The sequence below is a fragment of the Streptomyces sp. NPDC001507 genome, from assembly GCF_042894765.1.
GTDB lineage: Bacteria > Actinomycetota > Actinomycetes > Streptomycetales > Streptomycetaceae > Streptomyces.
The window spans coordinates 121,101-145,059 of record NZ_JBIAVV010000002.1; the positions used below are offsets into that span (position 1 = coordinate 121,101).

Sequence of the window (23,959 nt, forward strand, 5' to 3'; positions counted from 1 at the left end):
ACCGGCTGAACCGGCTGAACCCGGACGGCGGCGGCCCGCTCAGACCCGGCCGGCCGCCGTGGCCCGGAACGTGTTCCGGTAGGCCTGCGGGGAGACGCCGATCGCCGCGTGCAGGTGCTGCCGCAGCGACGTGCCGGTGGCGAAGCCGACCTCGGCGGCGATCCGGTCGACCGACAGCTCGCTGGTCTCCAGGAGGTCGCGGGCGCGCCGCACCCGCTGCTGGATCAGCCAGCGCCCCGGGCTCGTCCCCGTCTCCTCCTGGAACCGGCGGGCGAAGGTGCGCCGGCTCATCCGGGCGTGCTCGGCCAGCTCCTGCAGCGCCAGCGGCCGTTCCAGGTTCTCCAGGGCCCACGCCCGGGTGGCCGCCGTACCGGTGGCGCCCTCGTCCGGCACCGGCAGCTCGATGTACTGCGCCTGGCCCCCGTCCCGCCACGGCGGTACGACGCACTGCCGGGCCACGCTGTTGGCGACCGCGCTGCCGTGGTCGGAGCGCACGACGTGCAGGCACACGTCGACGCCGGAGGCCGCCCCGGCCGAGGTCAGCACATCCCCGTCGTCGATGAACAGCACGTCCGGATCCAGCGCCACCTGCGGGAACATCCGCCGGAACCGCGGCGCCAGCGCCCAGTGCGTCGTCGCCGGCCGCCCGTCGAGCATCCCGGCCGCCGCGAGCGCGAACGCCCCCGTGCAGATGGAGACGATCCGGGTCCCGGGCCGGATCCGCGCCAGCGCGGCGGCGTCGGGCCCGGACAGCTCCTGCGCGATCCGCGCCATGTCGTACGGCGGTACGACCACGGTGTCCGCGCTCTCCAGCGCCTCGGGCCCGTGCCCGACGGTGATGGTGAAGTCGGCGTTGGTCGCCACCGTACGGTCGTCCGTCGCCGTGCAGGTCACCACGTCGTAGGCGCCGGGAACGCAGGCGAAGACGCGGTTCGGGATCCCCAGTTCGAAGGGGTAGACCCCGTCGAGAGCGAGCACGACGACCCGGTGCGGGCGGGCGGGCAGGAAGTCGATGTCGGCGGACATGGCACGATCCTATCGCTCACGGCCTATCCTGCCACCACCTGGACCGGGCACCCGAGGGGTTCGACCCCGCCGCGCACGACTAGGGCCGCGGTCCGCCGGGGCGGCTGTCGCGGGTATGGGCTGGGCATGTCTGCCCCCGGGCTTGCCCCTCCGCCCCTTCCCCACGAGTCGCCAAGGGTGGAAGATCCTCCCTCTCTGCCCTGGCCGACATGAAGGAGAAGTGGCGTGCGCGCGCAGACACGGCCCGGCGCGGTCGAGGCGACCGGGGCCGGGCCGCAGCGGTCCGAAGCGGCGACCGTCCGGCCGCCCGTGCGGGACCTGAGCCCTGCGGGCGTCCGGGATTTCCAGGGGACCGCCGGCAACGAAGCGGTGACCCGGGCGGTCCAGCGCCTCCGGGACCCCGTCGCGACGGTGCAGCGGACCAGGACGGCCGATCCGGAGATCCAGCCCATCGTCGACGCGGTGGAGGAGATGCTGGGCACCGCCCGCTCCCTGATCGCCACGGCACAGGGGTTCGCGTTCCGGCTGCGGGGCAGGGAGAGCCAGCAGAAGCACTGCGACGACCTCGGCATGTCTCTGGACACCGCCGAGCACATGGTCTACGGCCAGTTCCGCGCCGACGGCCCGGCCGGCCGGACGGCCAACCCGCGTACCACCGCGCTGAAGGCCTTGCTCGACGAGATCCAGCAGCGGCACATCGAGTACGTGGGCATCCTGCGCCGGTTCGGCCTGCGTCCCGTCGGTGCCGACATCGGTCCCCAGGACACCGAGAGCCTGGCGCAGCTGTCCGACACCTGGTCGCGGGTGGTCGGCGGCCAGGGCATCAGGACCTCGTCGACCCCGCGGCCGTTCGGCGAGGACCGTACGCCCGCCCCGGTGCGGGGCTTCGAGGACCAGATGCTGTCCCACCACGCCCGGCTGCTCTCCCGGCAGCACGGCCGGAACCTGGTCGGCGGTCTCACCGCAGGGGTCGCGGGCGCCGGCACGGCCATGGTGGGCGTCGTGCCCTTCCACCCCGAGCAGATCGAGTTCATGGGCGGCAACAGCGTGGTCGGCGCGGAGGCGGCCGTCGACACGCCCGAAGGACTCGCGTCCGCCCCCGACACCCCCGGCAGGGGCAGCACCAGCGTCGTCGCCGTGCCGCACGGCCTGCGGGACAGCGAGGGCGCGCACGAGGGCGAGGCCGTCTCGCCCGCCTTCCTGGTCTACGGGCACGAACTGATCCACGCGCAGCACAACATGCACGGCATCAACATCCGCAACATCGGTGACGAGGAGGCGGCGACCGTCACCGGCAACGAGACCTCCACCGCCCTGCACGAGCAGCGGCGGGTGCCGGTCACCACGGAGGAGATGCTGCGCGACGAACACGGCCTGCCACGTCGCGGCGGCTACACCTGAGGAACGGCCGCCGGCCGCAACGGCCCTACGCCTCGCGCCCTAGGCCCGACGCCGGATGCGACCGGACGCGTCACCTCATAGCCTCGCCGCATGGCATCAGTTGACTCTTCCCGCGGCGAACCCCGAAGCCAGGAGCAGCGCAAGCGCGAGGCCCTGGAGCGGCTCGCGCGGGACAACGACGTGTGGGTCGCCACGGCCGACGCCAGCGGCGAGCCGTGCCTCGTCCCGCTCGCCTTCTGGTGGGACGGCGGGAGCGTGTGGCTGGCCACCCGCGACACCAACCCGACCGGACGCAACCTCATCGCCTCCGGCCGGGTCCGGCTCTCCTTCGGCCACACCCGCGACGTCGTCCTGGTCCACGGCACCGCGCGCATGCTCACCCGGGAGGAGCTCCCGGCCGCGGTGGGCGACTCCTTCGCCGCCAAGGACGGCTGGGACCCGCGCGAGGACCACCCGTCGTACGTCTTCTTCCAGGTCGCCCCGCAGGTGCTGCAGGCGTGGGGGACGGTCCCGGAGCTGGCCGGACGGACCCTAATGCGCGACGGGAAGTGGCTGGTCTAGGGCTGCGGGGCCGTGCACGGGCCCTTGCACGGGCTTGCCGAGACGGATCCGGTCGAAGGGCGTCTGCAGCCGAGACGCCGGAGGCCCGCCGTTGTGCACGCCTGGCGGAGAAGGACCGTGAGGCCACCCGCTTCTCCGGCCAGTGTCGTGCCTCCGCGCACCGAGTAAAGGGCGCTGCGCGTCGCCTTCGGCGATGGGCCTGCGGCCCACCCTTGACTCGGTGCGCTCCAGCACGGGAGAGAAGCGTGCGGGCGGCCGGAGGGGAACGGGGGCCGACCGGGGTGTACCCAGCCGTCGGCCAAGTCCGCATCGCGGCCGGGGGCGCCACCGCGCCTCGGCGGCACGCCGCGCGGGCCAAGCGGCGAACGGCCGGTGGCGGCCGGACCGCTCAGCCCAGCCGCAGGGTCCTGTTGTTCCGGTGGAGTCACGGGTGGATCGGAGGATCCGTGCCATCCGTCCACCGGTCCATCCCCGCCTCACCTGGCGGACATCCCCCCAGCCCGGCACACATCCTCCTTTCGCCCCTCCAGACGGTGCGGCGGTGCGGAGGGTGGGGGCGAAGGGCCGAGGCGGCGCCGGTGGCTCCGGCCCTGGCCTTCGGCCACCCGCCACCGGCCGTTCGCCGCTTTGCCGGCCCGGCGTGCCGACGAGGCGCGACCGCGTCCCTTCACGCCGGACGCGTACGCAGCCGGCCGTGGGGCCTGTTTGCCCGAGCCGCCCACTTTCCCGGGCTGCCCGCTCGCTTCTTCCCCGTGGTGGAGCGACCCGTGTCAAGGGTGGGCCGCAGGCCCATCGCCGAAGGCGACGCGCAGCGCCCTTTACTCGGGTCGCGGAGGCACGACCATGAGAGAGAAGCGGGCGGCCCCACGGTCACTTTCCGGCGTGCGTGAGGAAGTTGGCCCACGCGGCGGGGGAGAGGGCGAGCTGGGGGCCCCGGCGGTTCTTGGAGTCGCGGATGTGGATGGTGGTGGGGCAGGGGGCGACCTCGACGCAGTCGCCCTGACTGCCGCTGCTGTAGGTCGACTTGTGCCAGGAGAGGGCCACCTCGACGCAGTCGTCGCCCGAGCCGCCGCTGTAACTGCTCTTGAACCAGGCCAGGTTGGTGGTGCTCATAAGTCCCCTCGCATCCGCTCCAGCAGGCCGACTGAGTCTCTAATAGTGTGAGCCTGCGAGCGCATCCTGGCATACCGCATCTGGAGCATGCTGACCACTTTGGAGTCAGAGATCAGTTGACCGCTCTCCTGGCCTTCGCAGTAGGCGAACCAGCGGTTCTCCGATGTTTCCAGCAGCCGCATGGGGCCGTCCAGGCCGGCATGAGTCTCCTGTACCTGCGGCATGACCTGGATCTCGACGTTCCGCAGCTCCGCGAGCCGCAGCACATGGTCGATGAGTTCTCGGGTGACCTCCGTTCCGCCGGTCCGGCGCAGGAACACCCCCTCTTCCAGGATGAAGCTGAACGCCGTGTTGGGGCGCTCGCGCAGTAGTCGCTGTCGGTCGGCTCGGGCCACCCACTGTGCCTCGATCTGCTCGTCGTCCAGCGGCGGCAGCTGTTGGGTGAACAACGTCCGCGCGTACGCCTCCGTCTGCAACAGGCCGGGCAGCAACCGGCATTCGTAGGTGTACAGCGTGATCGCCGCCGCCTCCATCCGCGCCCACCGCCGAAACCAAGCCGCCAACCCAGGCTGCCGCGCCACATGCCCCGCCGCCCGCCGCAGCGCGCCCGTGTTGCCCAGGGCCTCCTCCGCCGCCTCCACGAAGGACTCGTCCGGCATGCGGCGGCCCAGCTCCACGGACGCCACCGTGTGTTTCGAGAACCGCACCCGTTCGCCGAACTCCTCCCTGCTCAGCCCGGCATGTTCGCGCAACGCCTGGACCACCGCCCCGAAGGTCCGCAGACTGTCCGACGACTCCGGCTCCGCTCCATCGCCCACGTAGGCCACCTCCCGGCCCCATGGTGACGGCGCGTCACCGGTACGGTCCAGTCCGTGACCGCGTACGCGGGACCGGCGTACGCGGCTTCCACCTGGAGAAGTGCCCGTTCCTGGCGGCAGATTGGGGGCATGGACGCACCCCCCACCACGGTCACCGTCAGTCGAACACTCGCCCAGCGGCTCAGCGGCACCCCGCGGGGCGCCCGGCTCGCGCGGCATCTCGCGGTCGCGCAACTCCACGCATGGGGCGGCCGGTTCGCGTCGGCGGAGGTGATCGACAAGGTGTCGGTGATCGTCGCGGAGCTGGCCGCGAACGCCGTGACGCACGGCCGCGTGCCGGGGCGGGACTTCGAGCTGCGGCTGTCGGTGGTGACGGGGAGCGTGCGGGTCGAGGTCACCGACACCCGGGCCGAACGGCGGCCGCCCGGCCCCCGGGACGTACGGCCGTCGGGGCCGCTGGACGCCGGTGGGCGCGGGCTCGTGCTCGTGGACGCCCTGGCGGATCGGTGGGAGGTGCTGGAGCGGGACTGCGACGGCGCACCGGGCAAGACCGTACGGGCCGAGGTGGACCTGCCGCTTCGTCGCAGACCCTGAGCGGGGCCCCGGGGGATGTGTCCCTCCGGGGCCGGGGGCGTCAGGTCGAGACGCCCAGGGTGAGCGTGCCGGTGTAGCCGGCGGTGGTGGAGCCGGTGACGGTCATGAGGCCGGAGGAGGCGCCGCCGTCGTCGTAGATCGAGTCCTGCGCGAGGGTGGTGCGGGTGGTCGTGTTGGTCGAGTAGGGCGAGACCTTGGCGACCGCCGTGGTGATGGTCTCGTCGATGAAGAGCTGGCCGGTGTGCACGGTCCTGCCTCCGGTGAAGGAGCCGTTGGACGTCAGGGTGACGCCCGTGTGGACCTTCACGTGGATGTGGATGCAGCGGCCCCGGTACCAACCCGGGTAGATCGTGGTGATGTTGGCGATGCCGCTGGAGTTGGTGAGGACGCCGCCGCGCAGGAAGGTGCCGTCGTCGGCCTCGTTGTGGCCGTTGTTGCCGACGTAGCCGGAGTACTCGCCGAGCGCGTCGGTGTGCCAGACCTCGACGAGGGCGTTCGGGACGACGGTGCAGGCGGAGTTGACGACGGTGAGGGCGAGCTTGAGCGGGATGCCCGCCTTGCCCTCGGTGATGTCGGTGCGGACCAGCGCGCCGTCGAGGTAGTAGGGGCCTTCGGTCATTTCCTCCGTGAGGGTGCAGACCGCCGCCGCGGCGGCCGGCCGGAGGTCGGGGGCGGCGGCTGCCGCGGGGGCCTCGGTCGAGACCGCTGCGCCTACGGCCAGGGCAGCGGCGGTCGTCCCGGTGGCGACGAGTACGGTACGGCGGCCGACGGAGCGGGCGCCATCTGAGGTATCTGTCATGGACACGGCACCTTAGGAAGGGCTCCTGTCGGCGAGCTGTCAGTTCCGTAAAGCCACCGGCCGTCAAGTCCCGAGTTGAGACAGCCGTTCGGCGGCCGGTGTCCGGCAGCGCGGACAATGTGCGGGCAAAGGGGCCATTAGGGTAGTTCGCCGCGGCGAGGGCACCCCCTGAACGGCGAGGGCTCGCGGAATTCGGTGCGGGATCCGGGTCTAATCGCGCCGGAGAACCGAGACACCGCACGGACAGTGCCGGGTGGCGAGGGGCTTCGACGTCACCACCCTGTCCCGCAGTGCTGGAGGAGGATTTCCATGGGCGCCACCCCGCCCCTGCCGACGCCGTCCGGTCCCTACCTGGGCGAAGGGCTGCTGCCCGCCGACTTCTACTCCTTCGAGGAACTGCTGACGGACGGCGAGCGGGAGAAGATCGAGCGCGTCCGTGCGTTCCTCGAAACGCAGGCCGCTCCCCTCGTCGACGACTACTGGGCACGGGCCGAGTTCCCCTTCCAGCTGGTGCCGGGATTCGGCGGCCTCGGACTCGCGGACTGGGCGGACCCGGACTCCGCGGAGTCGAAGCCGAGCAATCTCCTCTCGGGTTTCCTCGCGCTGGAATTCGCGCATGCCGACGCGTCCTTGGCGACGTTCTCCGGCGTGCACACGGGCCTCGCCATGGGCTCGATCCTCGCCTGCGGCTCCGAGGAGCAGAAGCGGCGGTGGCTGCCGGCGATGAGCCGCTTCGAGAAGATCGGGGCCTTCGGGCTGACCGAGCCGCACGGCGGTTCCGACGTGGCCGGCGGCCTGCGCACCACCGCGCGCCGCGACGGCGACGGCTGGGTCCTCGACGGGGCCAAGCGGTGGATCGGCAACGCGACCTTCGCCGACCTGGTCGTGATCTGGGCGCGGGACACCGAGACGAACCACGTGCTGGGCTTCGTCGTGGAGAAGGACACCCCCGGGTTCACCGCGACGAAGATCGAGAACAAGATGGCGCTGCGGATCGTGCAGAACGCCGACATCGTGCTCGAGGGCTGCCGCGTTCCGGAGGCCAACCGGCTGCAGAACGCGAACTCGTTCAAGGACACCGCGGGCATCCTGCGCCAGACACGCAGCGGGGTGGCCTGGCAGGCCGTGGGCGTGATGTTCGGCGCGTACGAGATCGCGTTGCGGTACGCGAAGGAGCGCGAGCAGTTCGGGCGCCCGATCGGCGGCTTCCAGCTCGTCCAGGACCTGCTGGTGAAGATGCTCGGCAACGCCACGGCCTCGTGCGGGATGGTGACGCGGCTGGCGCAGTTGCAGGACGCCGGGATCTACCGGGACGAGCACTCCGCCCTCGCGAAGGCCTACTGCACCGTGCGGATGCGGGAGAACGTCGGCTGGGCCCGGGAGCTGCTGGCCGGCAACGGCATCATCCTCGACTACAAGGTCGGCCGCTTCGTCGCCGACGCCGAGGCCCTCTACTCGTACGAGGGCACCCGCGAGATCCAGACCCTGATCGTGGGACGCGCCGTCACCGACGGCCTGAGCGCCTTCGTGAAGTGACGGCGATGACTCCTGAATCCGGTACCTCCGAATCCGGTACCCCCGAATCCGGTACCCCCGAGTCCGTCTTCAGCGGCCTGAAGGTCCTCGACGCGTCCTCGTTCATCGCGGGACCCGCGGCGGCCACCGTGCTCTCCGATTTCGGAGCCGATGTCATCAAGATCGAGCCGCCGGGGACGGGCGACCCCCAGCGGCGCCTGAGCTCCGTACCGCCCAGCCCGCAGGCCGAGGCCAACTACAGCTGGCACCTGGCCAACCGCAACAAGCGGGGCATGGTGCTCGACCTGAAGTCTCCGGCGGCCGTCGAGGTCCTCAAGCGGCTCGTCCGGTGGGCCGACGTGGTGATCACCAACTTCCCGCACGGTACACGCGAGAAGCTGCACCTCGGCTACGAGGAGGTCGCCGGCTGGAACCCGAGGGTCGTCTACGCCGACCTCACCGGCTTCGGGGACGCGGGGCCCGACGCCCGGCAGCCGGGGTTCGACCTGACCGCCTTCTGGTCGCGCAGCGGTCTGCTGGCCTCCACCCGGGACGCCGGTGCCCCGCCGACCGTACCGGTGTGGGGCAGCGGCGACTACACGACGGCGATCGCCGTCTACGCGGCGATCACGACCGCCCTCTACCACCGCGAACGGACCGGACAGGGCGCCGACGTCGGGACGTCGCTGCTCGCCACCGGCGTCTGGGCCACCGGAACCCTCGTGGCCGGCGCCCTGGCCCACGGCACCCCCTTCGAACTGCACGACCGCAAGGCCCCGGCGAACCCGCTGATCAACCCCTACCAGACCGCCGACGGCGAGTGGTTCATGCTGGTCGCCTCGCCCACCCGCTGGCCGGGACTGACACGCGCCGTCGGACACCCCGAACTGCTGGAGGACCCCAGGTTCGCCGACCTGGAGGGCATGGTCCGGCACGCCGACGCGCTGACCGAGCTGCTCGACACCGAGTTCCGCTCGCAGACCTTCGACCACTGGAAGGACGCGCTGAGCCGCGAACGCATCACCTACAGCCTCATCCAGACGCCGGAAGCGGCCGCGCGGGACCAGCAGCTGCGCGACAACGACATCGTCGTACCGCTGGCAGGAGTCAGCGGGCTGACGGAGACCGTCAGCAGCCCGGTCACCCTCCGAGGGGTCCCGAAGGTGCCCGCGAAGCGGGCGCCGGACCTGGGCGAGCACAACGACGAGATCCTCGCCGAGCTGGGATTCGGCCCCGCCGAGATCGCCGCACTGCGCGCCGGGGGAGCTGTCCCCGGCACACCGCCGCAGGGGCCGCCGCGCTGAACCCCTCATCTCGGCTTGGCTTCGAAGTCGTCTGGAAGCAGGGGTCCGGCCGGTCTGCGTTTCCCGGGTGGGACAGGGTTCGTTGGTAGCGTCCGCGTACCCCGTGCCGTCCGACCGAGAGAGACCTGATGTCCCCGACGATCCGCAGGGCCGTGATCCCCGCCGCCGGACTGGGCTCCCGCCTGCTGCCCCTGACCAAGGCCACGCCGAAGGAGATGCTCCCCGTCGGCGACAAACCGGTGATAGAGCACACCGTGCGGGAGCTGGTGGACTCCGGGATCACCGACATCACCATCGTCGTCTCCGGCGGCAAGAGCCTGATCCAGGACCACTTCCGGCCCAATCCCGCCCTCGTGGAGCAGCTGCGCGCCGACGGCAAGACCGCCTACGCGGACGCCGTCGAGGAGGTCGCCGAGCTGGCCCGCAAGGGGCACATCACCTACCTCGACCAGCACGGGCCGTACGGCAACGGCACGCCCGTGCTGAACGCCGCCCGCTCCTTCGGCGACGAGCCCGTCCTCGTGCTCTGGCCCGACGACGTGTTCGTCGCCGAGGTGCCCCGCGCCCAGCAGCTGATCCGCGCCTACGAGCAGACCGGCTGCCCGGTCCTCGCCCTGCTCCCGATGGACCCCGCCGACTCCCAGCGCTACGGCGTGCCCATCGTCAAGGAGGACCTCGGCGACGGCCAGCTGCGCATCACCGGCCTGGTCGAGAAGCCCGCGCCGGCCGACGCGCCGTCGCCGTACGCGGCCATCGGCGGCTACGTCGTCACCCCCGGCATCATCGACGAGCTGCGCGAGCAGACCCGCCGCTGGTACGAACACCGCACCGGCGAGGTGTACCTGACCGACGCCATCAACGCCTACGCCGGCAGCCGGGCCGTGTACGGGCAGGTCATCCAGGGCCGCTGGTACGACACCGGCAACCCGGCCGACTACCTCGTCGCGCAGATGGCCTTCGCCCTCGCCCACCCCGAGTACGGGCCCGTGCTGCGCGGTCTGGTCAGCAAGCTCGACGAGGGCGACGTGCGGGGCGAGTTGCGGGGTGACGTGCAGCGTACGGTATGATCGTTTCAGAGCTGGTCGCCGCAACTCGCGGAGGCTGGTGCTGCGTTGGTGGTCCAAGGAAAGACGCCCCGCTTCCTGCGGGGAGATGCAGGTGCAAGGCCTGCCCGGCGCTCGATCCGGTGCCCGTTCGCATTCGATGCGGACGGGCACCGTTCTGTTTCCGCCCTGGTTCCCGGCGTTTCCCGGCAGCTCTCGTCACCTCAGGCAACCCTTTAGGGGTAATTAGTCAGCTTCCTACCCTTATGTATGGGTTGCGGCTGATATGAAACCTTCTGGACAGAGGGCAACTCCAGGGGCGGGGCATGGCAACAGCACAGGCCGGTGTAGTGATCCTCGGCGCCGGCCCGGCAGGGCTCGTACTGGGGAACCTGCTGCTGGACCGCGGCGTCGACTGCGTGATCCTGGAGCGGCGCGACCGAGCCGCGGTGGAGGGCAGGGCCCGCGCCGGATTCCTGGCCGCCCACTCCGTGCGCGTGCTGACGGAACACGGCCTGGCCGACGGCCTGCTGGCCCGCGGGAAGACCCACACCACCTGCCTGTTCCGCGGCGACCGCGGCGAGTTCACCCTGGACTACGGCACGTTGGGCCTCGGTCAGCCGCACACCGTCTATCCGCAGCAGGACCTCGTACGGGACCTGATCGCCGAGTACCTGCGGCGCGGCGGGGAGATCCGGTTCGGCGCCGAGGCCGGTGAAGTGACCGAGGAGGGCGCGGCGGCCCGGGTGCGGGTGCGCGGCGGTGCCGACGTCACCGGGCGGTACGTGGCCGGCTGCGACGGGCACCGGGGGACCGGCCGCGCCGCGCTGACGGCCCGCGGCACCCGGACCGCCCGCCGGGACCACGGGGTCTCCTGGCTGGCCGTGCTGGTCGCGGCCCCGCCCAGCCTGGAGGCCGTCGGATACGCCCTGCACGAGCGCGGGTTCGCCGGCCACATGGCCCGCACGGACACCGTCACCCGGTACTACCTCCAGTGTCCGCGCGGTACCGACCCCGCCGACTGGAGCGCGGACCGGATCTGGACGGAGCTGGCGACCCGGCTGCGGACCGCCGAGTTCGGGCCGCTGCGCTCCGGCCCCGTCCTGGAGAAGGCCGTCGTCGACCTGCGCTCCGACGTCCTGGACTCCCCGGGCGCCGGACGGCTGTGGCTGGCCGGTGACGCCGCCGGACTCATCAGCCCCTCGGCTGCCAAGGGCGCCAACCTCGCCGTCCTCCAGGCCGAGTTGCTGGCCCTCGCCCTCGAAGCGGCCCTGGCCCACGGCGACGGGACCGGCCTCGCCCGCTACGCCGCCGACTGCCTGCCCCGCGTCTGGCGGGCCCACGAGTTCTCGCACTGGATGAGCGGCCTGCTGCACGGCCCGGCCGGCGTGGACGACGAGGCCCGCTACGGCCGCCGGCTGCAGTACGCCCGCCTGGAGAGCCTGCGCGCCTCCCGCGCCCACCAGGACTTCTTCGCCGAGAACTACACCGGCATCTGACCCCCGGGGCCGGCGCTGCCGCCCCGGTTCTTCCTGCCCCACGATCCTCGGGAACCCTTCATGAACCTCTCCGTCGTACAGGCATGTCTGACGGAAACCGACCTGGACCGGATCCGGCACGCGGCCGACCACGTCCGCGACCACGACACGGACCAGGTCCTCGCCGGGCTGCTGCCCGGCCTGACGGCCGACGAGCGGGCCGACGTCGCCCGCCACCTCGGCTACGACCACACCGCCGTGCTGGTCTTCCCCGCCTCCCTCGACGGGCTCGGCGACGACCTGCGCGGCGCCGGCCTCGACCCGGGTCCCGTCACCCCGAGCGTGGTGGTGCGCGGACGGCTGGCCCGCCGCTATGGCGCCGTCCTCGGCGACAGCCCGGTCGGGATCGTGCACGTGCCGGTGGCCGGGCGGACCGTGGAGATCTTCGCGCTGCCCGTGCCGCCCGGCTCCCCGCTGGAGGCGGTCGCCGCCGACGAGCGGGCGGGCGGCCACGAGTCGCACCACGCCTTCGCGGTGACCGCACCGGGCCGGGTGATCCCCGCCGGACTGCGCACCCTCCTGACGGAACGCGGCGGCGCGGTCCCGGACGGCGGCGGCTACAACAACCACGAGAACGTCACCGTCCTCTACTTCCGCACCGCCGGCCACCGGCGCTTCGAACTCCGCCTCCCCGGCCGCCAGGAACCCCTGCCCGACCCCACCCTCGCCCTCCTCGGCGTCATGACCGGCGCCTGGGCCACGCAGGCCGTCCGCACCATGGCCGAACTGGGCATCGCCGACCACCTGGCCGCCCGCCCCGCCCTGGACGCCACCACCCTCGCCACCCTCACCGGCACCGACCCGGACGCCCTGCGCCGCCTCCTGCGCTACCTCGCCACCCTGGGCCTGCTCACCTCGTCCCCCGACGGCACCCACCACCTCACCGCCCTGGGCGAACCCCTGCGCACCCACACCGAGCAATCCCTCCACCCCCTCGCACTGCTCTACGGCGGCCCGTTCTACGACTCCTTCGCCGGGCTCCCGTACGCCGTCAGCACGGGGAAGGAAGCTTTCGCCCACCGCTACGGCAAGCACCACTTCCGCTACTTCGCCGAGCACCCCGAACTCGCCGGCCTCTTCCACCGGTCGATGGCGGCGAGCGCGGAGATGTTCGCGCCGGTACCGGACCTCGTCGACTTCTCCGGCGCACGACGCGTCGTCGACGTCGGCGGCGGCAACGGCGCCCTGCTCGGCCGGATCCTGCGGGCCCACGGTCACCTGGCGGGCGTCCTGCTGGAACGCCCCGACGCCCTGGCGGCGGCCCGGTCGGAACTGGCCGACCTCTCCGGCCGCTGCACGTTCGCCGAGGGCGACTTCACGGCGTCCGTCCCGTCCGGCGGCGACGTGTACCTCCTGTCCCGCGTCCTGCACGACTGGGACGACGACCGCTGCCGCACCATCCTGCGCCGCTGCGCGGAGGCGATGCGCCCGGGCGCCGAACTCCTCGTCGTGGAGCGCCTGCTGCCCAGCGAGACGGCCGCGGCCTGGGACATCCACATGCTGTGCAACGTGGGCGGCCGGGAACGCGACGAGGCCCACTACGCCCGCCTCCTGGAGGAGGCGGGCTTCAAGCCGACGTCCTGCCACGCCCTCCCGCTGGGAGCCGCCCTCCTGCGAGCCGCCCGCAACTGAGCACCCCACTGCTCCCGGCCGGCTCCTTCCCCGCGGGCCGGTGGGGGCTGGTCGCGCAGTTCCCCGCGCCCCTGACGGGGCGGCGTTTCGTTTGTTCCCGCGGGTCGGTGGGGGCTGGTCGCGCAGTTCCTCGCGCCCCTGGTGGGGCGCCCCTTCAGGGGCGCGGGGAACTGCGCGATCAGCCACGGTGGTGGTGCACCCGGCAGCGCACCGGACCGCCTGGGGTGGCTAGCCGGCCTGGCCCATCCCCGCTGCGTTGGGCCAGCTCTGGGCGTTCGGCCAGCCGGTGGCCGGGGCCGGGGCGAGGTTCGGGACCGGTGGTGCGGGGGCCGTCATGCCTCGTACCTGGGCGGCCGTGAGGCCACCGCGCGCGGGGACCCCGGGCGGCGTGGGCCCGGCCGGGGCGGGCGCCGGGGCCTGCATCTGCATGGGCATCGGGGCGGGCGCGGGCGCCGGTGCCATCGGCATCACCGGTGCCATCACCGGCTGCTGCTGAGGCTGCTGCATCTGCATGGCTGCCGCCGGCATCGGCATCCCGGCGCCGCCCTGCTGCGCGGCGACGGGGAGCGGCATGCCGACACCGGCGGCGGGAGCGGCGGCGAGCCCCGGTACGGGCCCCGCGCCGACGGCCTGGGCGAGCTGGATGCCCGCCCCGTTGGTCTCGCTCACCAGCCGGTCCACCGCCGCCGTACCCGAGCTGTAGCTGGTCCCGGTGCTCAGCTCGGGCACGGCGGCTCCCCTCCTGGTCCCGTAGAGCACCTGTTCCATGGCGGACACCAGGCGACGCACGTCCACTTCGGGGCGCACCACGAGACGCAGGAAGCGGCTGGAAGACCCGATCTTGTTGCCGCACTCGCGGACCAGGATCCGGTGCTCGGTGAGCATCCGGTCCCGCACCACGGTGCCCTCGGCGCCGACGGGAAGGCGCACGAAGAGGAAGTTGCCCTGCGAGGGGTAGACCGTCAGGCCGGGCAGGGTGGCGAGCTGGCTGGCCATCTCCAGGCGGTCCTTGCGGACCTGGAGCAGGCTCTGCGCGTACTCGGCGCCGTGTTCCTTGAGCATGAAGACGACGTACTCGGCGAACGCGTTGAGGTTCCACTTCGGGAGCATCGAGCGGACCTTGCCGGCCAGTGCGGGGTTGGCGACCATGTAGCCGAACCGGATGCCGTGCAGGCCGAAGTTCTTGCCGAGGCTGCGCAGCACGATGACGTTCGGCCGCAGCATCGCCTCCTGGACGACGCTGGGCTCGGCCTCGGCGTCGGCGAACTCCAGGAACGACTCGTCGACGACGATCAGGTCCAGGTCGGCCATCGCGTCCATGAACTGCACCAGCGCCTGCTTGTGCAGGAAGCCGCCGTCGGGGTTGTTGGGGTTGCAGATGACGGCGACCCTGGTGCCCCGCTTGCGGATGAACTCGGCGTACTGCGCGAGGTCGAGGGCGAAGCCGTTGGACTCCTGGAGCGGGAACATGTCGACGCGCTTGCCGGTCTCCATCGGCTGGTCGGTCCAGCGGCCGAAGGTGGGGACGGGGACGGCGAGGGACTCGCGGACCAGCAGGTGGTCGATCCAGGTGATCAGCTCGGTGGACCCGTTGCCCATGGCCACGGCCTGCGGGGGGAGCTGGAGGAGCTCGCACAGCTCCGCGGTGATGGTGTCGGCGCTGCTCGGGTAGAAGGTGACGATGTCCTTCAGGCGGGCGGCCATCGTTTCCATCATGGCCGGGGTGGGGAAGTACGGGTTGCAGGGTATGCAGAAGTCGACCGGGCCGGTGCCGTCGCCCCCCTCGCGGGTCAGTGCCGCCATCGACGGGCTGTGAGCTCCGCTGCGGAACAACGAGGTGACGCTGCCGGCCATTGAACCTCCGTATGAGGCGGGCCCGATGGAGACGTCCGGGCCCGTCGTCTTGGGCGGCCCGCGCGGGGGAGCACGGGCCGCCCTTGAGTACGGGGGCGGGTGCGGCGCTGTTCAATCCGTGTGAAAAAAGTGTGGGTTTACGTTTCTTCTTGGAACCGTACGCGCGTGGGCGCGACCAGCCCCTTACCGGCCGCGCCCACGCCGTCCCACCTCAGGCGTCGAACGAGTGAACCGTCCGCGTCCTGTACACCTGCCCCGGCCGCAGCACCGTCGACGGGAAGCTCGCGTGGTTCGGCGAGTCCGGGAAGTGCTGGGTCTCCAGGCACAGCCCGTCGCCCTGCCGGTAGGTGCGGCCGGAGGTGCCGGTGAGGGTGCCGTCGAGGAAGTTGCCCGAGTAGAACTGCAGCCCGGGCTGGTCCGTGGCGATCTTCAGGGTGCGGCCGGAGCGCGGGTCGCGCAGCGTGGCGATGTGCTCCGGCTTCGCCGTGACGCCCTTGTCCAGGACCCAGTTGTGGTCGAAGCCCTTGGCCTGCACCTGCTGGGGGTGACCCGCGCGGATGTCCCGGCCGACCGGCTTGCCCTTGCGGAAGTCGAAGGGGGTGCCGGAGACCGTGGCCAGCTCGCCCGTGGGGATCAGGCCCGAGTCGGTGGGCGTGTAGCGGCCGGCGGCGATCGCCAGCTCGTGGTCCTCGATCGTGCCGTTGCCCTCACCGGCGAGGTTCCAGTAGGTGTGGTTGGTGAGGTTGACCACGGTCGGCCTGTCGGTGGTGGCCTCGTAGTCGATGGTCCAGTCGCCGTGCCGGTTCAGGGTGAAGGTGACCTTCGTCCTGAGGGTGCCCGGATAGCCCATCTCGCCGTCGACGCTCGTGTAGTGCAGGTGCAGGCCGACGTCGGAGCCCGAGGTGAAGCCCTCGATGTCCCAGACCTTCGTGTTGAAGCCCTTGGCGCCGCCGTGCAGGCTGTTGACGCCGTCGTTGACGGAGAGCTGGTAGGTGGTGCCGTCGAGGGTGAACCGGCCCTTGGCGATCCGGTTCCCGTACCGGCCGATGGTCGCGCCGAAGAAGGTGGTGCCGGCGACGTACGCGGCCAGGTTGTCGTAACCGAGCGACACGTTGGCGTACCTGCCGTGCCGGTCCGGGATCTCCAGGGACTGGATGATGCCGCCGTAGGAGAGGACCTTCAGGCGGGTGCCGCCGTTCGCCAGGGACCAGCGGTGGACCTTGGTCCCGTCGGCGAGGGTGCCGAAGAGCTCCTTCACCGGCTTCCTGCCTCCCGAGGCGGCCTCGGCGGTGCCCGCGCCGAGGGTCGTGGCGGCGATGCCCGCCGCCGCGGCTCCTGCGATGACCGTGCGTCTGTTCAGTTCCATGTGCGGCTCCTTACGAAGGAGGGGCCCCGCCTTTCGGCGAGGCCCGCGCTGACTACGAACCGGACTTGCGCTTGTTCCACACGTCGAAGCCGACCGCCGCGAGGAGGGCGAGGCCCTTGATGACCTGTTGCCAGTCGGTGCCGACGCTGAGGAGGTTCATGCCGTTGTTCAGCACGCCGAGGACGAGACCGCCGATGATGGCACCGAGGATGGTGCCGACACCGCCGCTCATGGAGGCGCCGCCGATGAACGAGGAGGCGATCGCCTCCAGTTCGAAGCCGTCGCCCGCCTTCGGTGAGGCCGCGTTCAGCCGGGCCGCCACCACCAGGCCGGCCAGGGCCGCGAGCACGCCCATGTTCAGGAAGACGTAGAAGGAGACCTTCTTGTCCTTCACGCCGGACAGCTTGGCCGCCGGCAGGTTGCCGCCGATCGCGTAGATGTGCCGCCCGAAGACCGCGTTGCGCATCACGTAGCCGTAGCCGACGACCAGCGCGCCCAGGACGATCAGGATGATCGGGGCGCCCTTGTAGCTGGCGAGCAGCATGGTGAGGACGAGGATCGCGGCGATTAGCGCGGTCAGCTTCAGCAGGAACAGGCGGGTGGGCGGCACCTCCAGGGCGAACTCCTGCTGGCGGCGCCGGTCCCGGAACTCCTGCCAGACCACGGCCGCGATCAGCACGATGCCCAGCAGCAGCGTGATGTTGTGGTAGTTGGTGTGCGGGCCGACCTCGGGGAGGAAGCCGTTGCCCAGCTTCTGCAGGCCGTTCGGGAAGGGGCCGATGGTCTGGCCCTGGAGCAGGATCTCGGTGAGACCGCGGAAGAGCAGCATCCCGGCGAGGGTGACGATGAACGACGGTATGCCGAGGTAGGCGATCAGGAACCCCTGCAGCGAACCTGCCACGGCGCCCATCACCAGGCACAGGATCAACGCGATCGGCCAGGCCACTCCGTGATTGACCGTCAGGACGGCCGCGAAGGCGCCCACGAACGCGGTCAGCGAGCCGACCGACAGGTCGATGTGCCCGGCGATGATCACCATCATCATGCCGATGGCCAGGATCAGGATGTAGCTGTTCTGCAGGACCAGGTTGGAGACGTTGCGCGGCAGCAGCAGGTCGCCGTTGGTCCACACCGCGAACAGGGCGACGATCAGACCGAGCGCGATCAGCATGCCGTACTGGCGCATGTTGCGGCGCAGCCCGTCCAGGACCATCCGCAGCAGGTTCCCGTCGGCGGCCGCTCCGCTCTTGCCCGGCGGCGCGGGCGCCGGGCTCTTGGCGGTGACATCCGTGCTCATCGCGTTACCTCTTTGTCCTTCGCCTTGTCTTTCGTCATATGGCGCATCAGCACTTCCTGCGTGGCCTCGGCTCTGGGCACCTCACCGGTCAGGCGGCCCGCGGCCATGGTGTAGATGCGGTCGCACATGCCGAGCAGTTCGGGCAGCTCGGAGGAGATGAAGACGACCGCCTTGCCCTGGGCGGCGAGCTGGTCGATGACCGTGTAGATCTCGTACTTGGCGCCGACGTCGATGCCGCGGGTGGGCTCGTCGAGGATCAGCACGTCCGGACCCGCGAAGATCCACTTGCTGAGGACGACCTTCTGCTGGTTGCCGCCCGACAGCTTGCCGACCGGCTCGAAGACCGTCGGCGCCTTGATGTTCATGGACGTGCGGTAGCCCTCGGAGACCTGCCGCTCCTCGTGCTCGTCCACGATCCCGCGCCGGGCGACCTTGTTCAGCGCGGTCAGCGAGATGTTGCGGTTGATGGTGTCGATGAGGTTGAGGCCGTAGTGCTTGCGGTCCTCGGTGACGTACGCGATGCCGTGCCCGACCGCTTCCGCGACCGACTTGGTACGGATCTCCGTGCCGTCCTTGAGGACCGTGCCGCCGTCGTAGCGGCCGTAGGTCCGGCCGAAGACGTTCATCGCGAGTTCGGTGCGGCCGGCGCCCATCAGGCCCGCGATGCCGACGATCTCGCCGCGCCGGACGTGGACCGACACGTCGTCGACGACCTTGCGCTCGTGGTCGATCGGGTGCCGCACGGTCCAGTTGCGGATCTCCAGGGCCGGTGCCGCGTCCGTCTCGCCCTCGTACGCGGTCCGCTCCGGGAAGCGGTGGTCCAGGTCGCGGCCGACCATGCCCGCGATGATCCGCTCCTCCGTCGTCTCCTTCGACTTCACGTCGAGGGTCTCGATGGAGTGGCCGTCCCGGATGATCGTCACCGAGTCGGCGACCCGGCGGATCTCGTTGAGCTTGTGCGAGATGATGATCGAGGTGATGCCCTGGTTCTTCAGCTCCAGGATCAGGTCGAGGAGTTTGCCGCTGTCCTCGTCGTTCAGCGCCGCGGTCGGCTCGTCGAGGATGAGCAGCTTCACCTTCTTCGACAGCGCCTTCGCGATCTCCACCAGCTGCTGCTTGCCCACGCCGATGTCGGTGACGCGGGTCTCCGGGTGGTCGTCGAGACCGACCCGGCGCAGCAGTTCGGTGGCGTGCCGCAGGGTCTCCCGCCAGTCGATGAAGCCGCCCTTGGCGTGTTCGTTGCCGAGGAAGATGTTCTCCGCCAGCGAGAGGTACGGCGACAGCGCCAGCTCCTGGTGGATGATGACGATGCCGCGCTGCTCGCTCGCCCGGATGTCACCGAACTTGCAGAGCTCACCCTCGAAGAGGATGTCGCCCTCGTAACTGCCGTGCGGGTGGACGCCGGAGAGGACCTTCATCAGGGTCGACTTGCCGGCGCCGTTCTCCCCGCAGATGGCGTGGACCTCGCCCTGGCGGACGGTCAGCGTGACGTCCGACAGCGCCTTGACGCCGGGAAAGGTCTTGACGATCGAGCGCATTTCCAGGACGGGTCCCGCCATGGTCGTGCCTTCCAATCCGTAGGACAACTAGTGGGGGACAGGGGTCACTTGAGCTCGGCGTCGGTGTAGTAGCCGCCCTTGACGAGGACTTCCTCGTAGTTGGACTTGTCGACGCTCACCGGCTGCAGCAGGTAGGCGGGCACGACCTTGGAGCCGTTGTCGTACGTCTTGGTGTCGTTCGTCTGCGGGGTCTTCTTGTTCAGGACGTCGTCGACCATGGTCGCGGCGACCTTGGCGAGCTGCCGGGTGTCCTTGTAGACGGTCTGCGTCTGCTCGCCCGCGATGATCGACTTCACCGAGGCCAGCTCGGCGTCCTGCCCGGTGATCACGGGCAGCGGCTGGCTGCTGGAGCCGTAGCCGTCCGACTTCAGCGCGGCGATGATGCCGATCGAGATGCCGTCGTACGGCGAGAGCACCGCGTCGACCTTGGCGGACTTGTAGGAGGAGGTGAGGATGTCCTCCATCCGCGACTGCGCGGTCGCACCGTCCCAGCGCAGGGTGGTCACCTTGTTCAGCGCGGTCTGGCCGGACTTGACCACCAGCTGCTTCTTGTCGATGTACGGCTGGAGCACGCTCATCGCGCCGTTGAAGAAGTACTTGGTGTTGTTGTCGTCGTTGGAGCCGGCGAACAGCTCGATGTTGAACGGGCCCTTCTTGCCGCTGTCCAGACCCAGCTTGTGCACGATGTAGGTGCCCTGCTCGACGCCGACCTTCTCGTTGTCGAAGGACGCGTAGTAGTCGACGTTCTTCGTGCCGAGGATCAGGCGGTCGTAGGCGATGACCGGGATGTTGGCGTCGGCGGCCTCCTGGAGCACGTTGTTCAGGGACTTGTTGTCGATGGCCGCGATGATCAGGCCCTTGACGCCCTGCGTGATCAGGTTCTCGATCTGCGAGACCTGGGTGTCCGGGTTGTCCTCGCCGTAGACCAGCTTGGTCTTGTAGCCCTTGGACTCCAGGTCCTTGACGACGTTCTTGCCGTCCGCGATCCAGCGCTCGGAGGACTTGGTCGGCATCGCGATGCCGATCGTGCCGCCCTTGGCGCTGCCGCTGTCCTGCTTGCTGCCGCCCTCACCGCTCTGTCCGCAGGCGGACAGCGTCAGAGCGAGCGAGGCGGCCCCGGCTATGAGGGTGAGGGCGCTTCTACGAGTGCGCATGTGATCGGTCCCTGTTCTTCTCGTCGTTGAGATGTGTCAAGCAAGGTTGTGAAGCGCCCCGAAAGGGGCGCGGGGAACTGCGCGACCAGCCACAGACGACCCGCAGTCCCCGACGTTCATCAGGCAGAACCGTCGGCCGGGAACCGGTTCAGAACCCCCGGCAGCCGCGACCCCAGCGGCGCCATGTCCCCGTCCGCCCCGTGCCGCGCCAGCAGGTCCAGGGCGAGCCGCCCCCGCCGCACCCGCTCCTTGGCGGTGCTGAGGGTCACGTCCCGCAGGTGGTTGCCCCACGGGTAGATGCCGGGGGCCTTGGACAGGCCGAACTTGAGGTACACCGGCGCCCCGCGCCGGATCAGCTCGGCGACCTCGTACATCCGGATGTAGCCGCCGAGGTCGTCGGGGGCCTCGATGTACATGTCCATGGGCGCGCCCGACACCCGCCGGATCTCGGTGAGGTGATCGAGCGTCAGGTCGCTCGGCACGTTGATCGAGTCGGCGCCGAGGTGCTCGAAGACCGAGTACGAGGCCGGGTTGACGGGACCGACCAGCGCCGAGACCTTCAGGGTCGTGTCGGCCGGGATGATCCCCGCCTGCCGGGCCCGGTGCAGCGTCCACAGCACGCCCTCGTCGGCGACGAGCAGGCACTTGACGCCCAGCTCGGTCGCCCGTACCGCGTCCTCGACGCATCCCGCGACGGCGTCGTGGCCGCGGGCGCGCAGTCCGGCCCCCCGCGAGTCGGACCGCACCGAGCCGCCGATGTCCCAGGTGCCGCGCGGGCCGGTGAACAGGCAGAGCTCGATGTCCCGTTCGTTCGTCGCGTCGACCATCTCGGTGATCTCGGCGTCGGTGAGCATCCACACGCCGCTGCCCTGGCTGATCCGGTGGATCGGGACGTCCAGCCGCGAGGACTCCTTGAGGACGACGGCCAGCGCCTCGGGACCCTCGCAGGAGGGGATCTCGGTGCGCCACTTCCCGCCGCCCGGGAAGCTGTGGGCGGAGGCGTCGGCGGGGTCGAGGGCGGGAGCGCCCAGGCCGAGGGCGGCGAGCGCCTGCTCACCGGGTCGGCGGGCCGCCGTAACGGAAGCGTCGGTCGTCACAAGCTGTCCTTTGTGTTCGGTATTTCGGACAAGGTTCGCGGCTCGGGGCAGAAAAAAGGCTGTGGTGGTACGCCGGCCACGGCGAGATCAGGGCACGCCGCGGCCGGCGTACGACTAGGGGCGGAGCAGCACCTTGCCCACCTTCGGATCACCGGCCCCCACCAGCTCGATGGCGTGCGGGAACTCGGTCAGCGGCAGCTCGTGCGTGACCAGCGGCAACGGGTCGAGGAGGCCGGCCGCGAAGACCCGGACCGTGTGCGCCCAGGCGTCCGGCGGCGCCCCGAAGACGGTGTGCACCTCCAGTTGCCGTACGACGAGGTCGGTCGGGTCCAGGCCGTCGGCACCCGCGGCCGGGATACCGGTCAGGACCAGGCGTCCGCCGCGCCTGAGCAGGGAGGCGGCGGTGCGCGCGGCGGACGCGGACCCGGCGGTCTCGATGACGACGTCGAAGTCGTCGGGCAGTTCCTGGTCCCTGGTACGGAAGTCGGTGGCCCCGAACGACCGGGAGAGCGCCTCACGGTCGTTCCTGGTCCCCACCACCAGCAGCTCGTCCGGCGAGATCGCGCGCAGGAACTGCACGGCGAACATCCCGAGCGTCCCGGTGCCGACCACCGCGACCCGCTCGCCCGGCCGGGCGTTGCCCTTCAGTGCGGCGGCCGCGATGCAGGCGGCCGGCTCCAGGAGGGCGGCGGCGGTGAGGTCGGCGTCGTCAGGGAGGGCGTGCAGCAGCCGGGCCGGGAGGGTGAGGGTGGCGGCCATGGCGCCCGGCTGGGTGAAGCCGGTCTCCTCGTAGCCGTCGGTGCACAGGGTGGTCTCCCCGGCGTGGCAGCGGTCGCACACCTGGCAGTTCCGGAACCCCTCGCCGACCACCTTGCGCCCGACCAGCGACGTGGGGACCCCGGCGCCGACCGCCCGTACCGTTCCCGACCACTCGTGACCCGGCGTCAACGGGTACCGGACGTACCCCTCGGGCCGGTTCCCCTGGTACACCTCACGGTCGCTTCCGCAAATCCCGACCGCGTGCACGGCGACCAGCGCCTCGCCGGGACCCGGCTCGCGGGGCGTGTGCTCCTCGACCCGGTGGGCGCCCGGCGCCTCGACGACGACCTGCGACGCGCTCACTTCGTGCCCTTCGGCTTGCGCTGCTCCCAGCCTTCGGCCCACAGGTCGAACCGGGCCTGCTGCTGCGGGAACTCGGCGGCCGCGTCGGCGTCGAACTCGACCCCGAGCCCCGGCGCGTCGGACAGCTGGAAGTACCCGTCCACGACCTCCGGTGCCCCCCTGACGACCTTCTTGATCTCGGCGTCGGCGAAGTCGTTGAAGTGCTCCAGGATCTTGAAGTTCGGCGAGGTGAACCCGACCTGGAGGGAGGCGGCGGTCAGCACCGAGCCGCCCACGTTGTGCGGGGCGACCAGTACGTAGTGCGTCTCGGCGGTGGCGGCGAGCTTCCTGGTCTCCCAGATTCCACCGATATGGCCGACGTCCGGCTGGATGATGTCCACGGCCTGGCTCTCGAAGAGCTCGCGGAACTCGATGCGGTCGTGGATGCGCTCACCGGTGGCGACCGGGATGTCCACCTTGGCGGCGACCTTCTCCAGCGCCTTCAGGTTCTCCGGCGGCACGGGCTCCTCCAGCCAGGCCGGCTTGAAGGGCGCGAGTTCGCGCACCAGCCGTACCGCGGTGGAGGGCGAGAACCGGCCGTGCATCTCCAGCATCAGCTCGGCGTCCGGCCCGATGGCGTCCCGGACGGCCTCGATGAGCGACACGGCGTACAGGGTCTGCTCGTGGTCCAGCTCGTAGTGCCCGGTGCCGAACGGGTCGATCTTCAGCGCCCGGTACCCGCGCTCCATGACCCCCTGGGCGGCCTTGTGGTACGCCTCGGGCGTCCGCTCCGTGGTGTACCAGCCGTTGGCGTACGCCTTGACCCTGTCGGTCACCTTCCCGCCGAGCAGCTGCCACACGGGCACGCCCAGCGCCTTGCCCTTGATGTCCCAGCACGCCATCTCGACGACGGCGATACCGGACATGACGATCTCACCCGCCCGGCCGTAGTCGCCGTACTTCATCCGGCGCACCAGGTCCTCCAGCGCGAACGGGTCCGAACCGAGAATGTGGTTGGCCTCGGCCTCTCGCAGGTAGCCGATCAGCGCGTCGGTGTGACCGAGCATCCGGGTCTCGCCGACTCCGGTGATCCCCTCGTCGGTGTGCACCTGGACGTACGTCAGGTTGCGCCACGGCGTCCCGACCACGTGTGTGCTGATTCCGGTGATGCGCACGGCAGTTGCCCC

At 70.9% G+C, this 23,959-nt stretch carries 20 protein-coding genes; 8 read left to right on the top strand and 12 right to left on the bottom strand.

The annotated features are described in order from the left end of the window. Window positions 1-39 precede the first annotated feature (39 nt). Complete coding sequence (locus ACFY0K_RS06725; RefSeq protein WP_390638933.1) at window positions 40-1,026, bottom strand: GlxA family transcriptional regulator; 987 nt, start codon at window positions 1,024-1,026, stop codon at window positions 40-42. A 225-nt stretch (window positions 1,027-1,251) separates the two neighbouring features. Here ACFY0K_RS06725 and ACFY0K_RS06730 point away from each other — a divergent pair, with 225 nt between their 5' ends. Together ACFY0K_RS06730 and ACFY0K_RS06735 are read left to right on the top strand one after the other, a co-directional pair. Next, window positions 1,252-2,427 (top strand): hypothetical protein, encoded by a 1,176-nt coding sequence (locus ACFY0K_RS06730; protein ID WP_390638934.1) that lies wholly within the window; start codon window positions 1,252-1,254, stop codon window positions 2,425-2,427. Between the two features lie 90 nt (window positions 2,428-2,517). Further along, the gene (locus ACFY0K_RS06735) at window positions 2,518-2,988 is read left to right on the top strand and encodes a pyridoxamine 5'-phosphate oxidase family protein (protein WP_390638935.1); all 471 of its coding nucleotides are present in this window, start codon (window positions 2,518-2,520) and stop codon (window positions 2,986-2,988) included. Window positions 2,989-3,858: 870 nt separating this feature from the next. Here the strand turns inward: ACFY0K_RS06735 and ACFY0K_RS06740 are convergent. Both ACFY0K_RS06740 and ACFY0K_RS06745 read right to left on the bottom strand, forming a co-directional pair. Next, entirely contained in the window at window positions 3,859-4,101 is a 243-nt protein-coding gene (locus ACFY0K_RS06740) for a DUF397 domain-containing protein (RefSeq protein WP_390638936.1), read from the bottom strand. Then, a complete protein-coding gene (locus ACFY0K_RS06745; protein ID WP_390638937.1) occupies window positions 4,098-4,928 on the bottom strand; it encodes a Scr1 family TA system antitoxin-like transcriptional regulator in 831 nt (276 codons plus the stop codon). Before ACFY0K_RS06745 ends, ACFY0K_RS06740 begins: the two co-directional genes overlap by 4 nt. A gap of 120 nt (window positions 4,929-5,048) precedes the next feature. Between ACFY0K_RS06745 and ACFY0K_RS06750 the strand changes: the two genes are divergently transcribed. After that, complete coding sequence (locus ACFY0K_RS06750) at window positions 5,049-5,513, top strand: ATP-binding protein (protein ID WP_388711337.1); 465 nt, start codon at window positions 5,049-5,051, stop codon at window positions 5,511-5,513. Window positions 5,514-5,553: 40 nt separating this feature from the next. On the opposite strand, the gene ACFY0K_RS06755 is transcribed toward ACFY0K_RS06750, so the two are convergent. Next, on the bottom strand, window positions 5,554-6,312 hold the full coding sequence (locus tag ACFY0K_RS06755; RefSeq protein WP_390638938.1) for an intradiol ring-cleavage dioxygenase: 759 nt from the start codon (window positions 6,310-6,312) through the stop codon (window positions 5,554-5,556). A gap of 309 nt (window positions 6,313-6,621) precedes the next feature. On the opposite strand from ACFY0K_RS06755, the gene ACFY0K_RS06760 reads away from it, so the two are divergent. From ACFY0K_RS06760 to ACFY0K_RS06780, 5 genes are all read left to right on the top strand, one after another. Beyond that, a complete protein-coding gene (locus ACFY0K_RS06760) occupies window positions 6,622-7,848 on the top strand; it encodes an acyl-CoA dehydrogenase family protein (RefSeq protein WP_351954839.1) in 1,227 nt (408 codons plus the stop codon). A gap of 5 nt (window positions 7,849-7,853) precedes the next feature. Continuing rightward, the gene (locus ACFY0K_RS06765; RefSeq protein ID WP_390638939.1) at window positions 7,854-9,131 is read left to right on the top strand and encodes a CaiB/BaiF CoA transferase family protein; all 1,278 of its coding nucleotides are present in this window, start codon (window positions 7,854-7,856) and stop codon (window positions 9,129-9,131) included. Window positions 9,132-9,259: 128 nt separating this feature from the next. Further along, window positions 9,260-10,198, top strand: coding sequence for a UTP--glucose-1-phosphate uridylyltransferase (locus ACFY0K_RS06770; RefSeq protein WP_388711331.1), 939 nt, complete (start codon window positions 9,260-9,262; stop codon window positions 10,196-10,198). A gap of 302 nt (window positions 10,199-10,500) precedes the next feature. Then, window positions 10,501-11,673, top strand: a complete 1,173-nt coding sequence (locus ACFY0K_RS06775) for a 4-hydroxybenzoate 3-monooxygenase (RefSeq protein WP_390638940.1) — start codon at window positions 10,501-10,503, stop codon at window positions 11,671-11,673. A 60-nt stretch (window positions 11,674-11,733) separates the two neighbouring features. Continuing rightward, a complete protein-coding gene (locus ACFY0K_RS06780) occupies window positions 11,734-13,344 on the top strand; it encodes a methyltransferase (RefSeq protein WP_390638941.1) in 1,611 nt (536 codons plus the stop codon). Window positions 13,345-13,572: 228 nt separating this feature from the next. On the opposite strand, the gene ACFY0K_RS06785 is transcribed toward ACFY0K_RS06780, so the two are convergent. The 8 genes from ACFY0K_RS06785 to ACFY0K_RS06820 all read right to left on the bottom strand — a co-directional run bounded on the left by ACFY0K_RS06785 (window position 13,573) and on the right by ACFY0K_RS06820 (window position 23,947). Then, on the bottom strand, window positions 13,573-15,198 hold the full coding sequence (locus ACFY0K_RS06785) for a pyridoxal phosphate-dependent aminotransferase (RefSeq protein ID WP_390638942.1): 1,626 nt from the start codon (window positions 15,196-15,198) through the stop codon (window positions 13,573-13,575). 211 nt (window positions 15,199-15,409) lie between these two features. Further along, a complete protein-coding gene (locus tag ACFY0K_RS06790; RefSeq protein WP_390638943.1) occupies window positions 15,410-16,564 on the bottom strand; it encodes an aldose epimerase family protein in 1,155 nt (384 codons plus the stop codon). Window positions 16,565-16,616: 52 nt separating this feature from the next. Next, window positions 16,617-17,861 (bottom strand): multiple monosaccharide ABC transporter permease, encoded by a 1,245-nt coding sequence (gene mmsB / locus ACFY0K_RS06795; protein ID WP_390638944.1) that lies wholly within the window; start codon window positions 17,859-17,861, stop codon window positions 16,617-16,619. Next, on the bottom strand, window positions 17,858-19,420 hold the full coding sequence (gene mmsA, locus ACFY0K_RS06800; RefSeq protein ID WP_390638945.1) for a multiple monosaccharide ABC transporter ATP-binding protein: 1,563 nt from the start codon (window positions 19,418-19,420) through the stop codon (window positions 17,858-17,860). The genes mmsB and mmsA overlap by 4 nt, the downstream gene beginning before the upstream one ends. Before the next feature lie 44 nt (window positions 19,421-19,464). Next, on the bottom strand, window positions 19,465-20,574 hold the full coding sequence (chvE, locus tag ACFY0K_RS06805; RefSeq protein WP_390638946.1) for a multiple monosaccharide ABC transporter substrate-binding protein: 1,110 nt from the start codon (window positions 20,572-20,574) through the stop codon (window positions 19,465-19,467). Window positions 20,575-20,693: 119 nt separating this feature from the next. Beyond that, complete coding sequence (locus tag ACFY0K_RS06810; protein ID WP_390638947.1) at window positions 20,694-21,671, bottom strand: hypothetical protein; 978 nt, start codon at window positions 21,669-21,671, stop codon at window positions 20,694-20,696. Window positions 21,672-21,785: 114 nt separating this feature from the next. Then, complete coding sequence (locus ACFY0K_RS06815) at window positions 21,786-22,793, bottom strand: zinc-binding dehydrogenase (RefSeq protein ID WP_390638948.1); 1,008 nt, start codon at window positions 22,791-22,793, stop codon at window positions 21,786-21,788. Beyond that, the gene (locus tag ACFY0K_RS06820) at window positions 22,790-23,947 is read right to left on the bottom strand and encodes a mandelate racemase/muconate lactonizing enzyme family protein (RefSeq protein WP_390638949.1); all 1,158 of its coding nucleotides are present in this window, start codon (window positions 23,945-23,947) and stop codon (window positions 22,790-22,792) included. The genes ACFY0K_RS06815 and ACFY0K_RS06820 overlap by 4 nt, the downstream gene beginning before the upstream one ends. Window positions 23,948-23,959: the final 12 nt, after the last annotated feature.